The sequence below is a fragment of the Pseudonocardia oroxyli genome (assembly GCF_900102195.1).
In the GTDB taxonomy this organism is placed as follows: domain Bacteria; phylum Actinomycetota; class Actinomycetes; order Mycobacteriales; family Pseudonocardiaceae; genus Pseudonocardia; species Pseudonocardia oroxyli.
In genome coordinates this window covers 1-1,224 of the sequence record NZ_FNBE01000050.1, presented here as the reverse complement: position 1 = coordinate 1,224, position 1,224 = coordinate 1, and the positions used below count along the sequence as shown (strand labels likewise).

General features: G+C 76.1%; 2 protein-coding genes. Both read right to left on the bottom strand.

The window, feature by feature from the left end:
• A partial coding sequence (locus BLS43_RS29170) for an MFS transporter (protein ID WP_218130069.1) occupies nucleotides 1-422 on the bottom strand: 422 nt, incomplete at its 3' end.
• Nucleotides 423-424: 2 nt separating this feature from the next.
• Nucleotides 425-1,224, bottom strand: an 800-nt coding sequence (locus BLS43_RS29165; RefSeq protein ID WP_143030299.1) for a pyridoxal-phosphate dependent enzyme, incomplete at its 5' end; no start/stop codon positions are given.

Sequence of the window (1,224 nt, the reverse complement as noted above, 5' to 3'; positions counted from 1 at the left end):
ATCATCCGCGTCCGCTCGCCGGGGTCGGCGGTGATCTCGGCCGGCATGGCGTTGTAGGGCACCTGGAAGAAGGCGTACGCGGTGGCGCACGCGACGAACGCGACCAGCACCCAGACCGCCGCGACGGCGGGCGGGGACCCCGGTCCCGCGAAGATCAGCGCGAACGTCACCGCCACGCCGACGCCTGCCCACGCCAGGAACGGCCTGCGCACCCCGCGGCGGTCGCTCACCCGGCCCGCGATCGGGTTGAGCACCACGTCCCAGGCCTTGGGCACGAACACGATCAGTCCGGCGAGACCGGCCGCGACGCCGAGGGTGTCGGTGAGATACGGCAGCAGGAGCAGGCCGGGCACTGTCCCGAACGTGCCGGTGGCCAGCGAGCCGAGTGCGTACCCGCGGCGGACGCGGCTGGGCAGGGCCACGGTCAGGATCGTTGCAGCGGGCGCGCGGTCAGCGACGCGCGGGTGAGGACCCCGGCCAGCCTGCCGTCCCGGAGTACGTGCAGGACGTCCGCCCCCGCCGTGCGGGCCAGCGCCTCGGCCACCGTCTCGCCGGTGCCCACGGTGACCGGCGCGCCGGGCGGGACGGTGATCGCGGCGTCGGGGTCTCCCGGCACGAGGCCCGCGCGCAGGGGCGGCACGTCCAGCGCGCCGAGGATCTCGCTGCCCGCAGTCGGGAAGCGCGGGCTGCGCCCGGCGAGGACCACCGGCAGCACCGGCTGGACGTCGCCGACCTCGGCCGCCAGCTCCGTGGCCGCGCGCAGCGTCGTGTCCGGGGTGACGGTGACGACGGCGCGGTCGGGGATCCGCTCGGCCAGCAGGTCCGGCCGGTCGTCGTCGAGGAAACCGGTGCGCCGCAACCAGTCCGTCGAGTGGTACTTGGAGAGGTAGGCCCGCCCCGAGTCCGGCAGGATCGCGACGACCGTGGCGTCCGCGCCGAGGCCGCGCGCGGTGCGCAGGGCCGCCGCGACCGCCAGTCCGGACGAGCCGCCCACCAGGATCCCCTCCTCGGCGGCGAGCCTGCGGGTCGTCAGCACGGACTCGCGGTCCGGGATCGCCTCGATCCGGTCGACGACCGCCGGGTCGTAGGACAGCGGCCAGACGTCCGCCGCGGTGTCCGGGTGGCGGTAGTGACCCGCCGCCTCGACGAGGAAGGGGCTGCCGTCCCCGCCGTGGTACACCGAGGTCGCCGGGTCCGCACCCACCACGGTGACCCGGCCCCCGC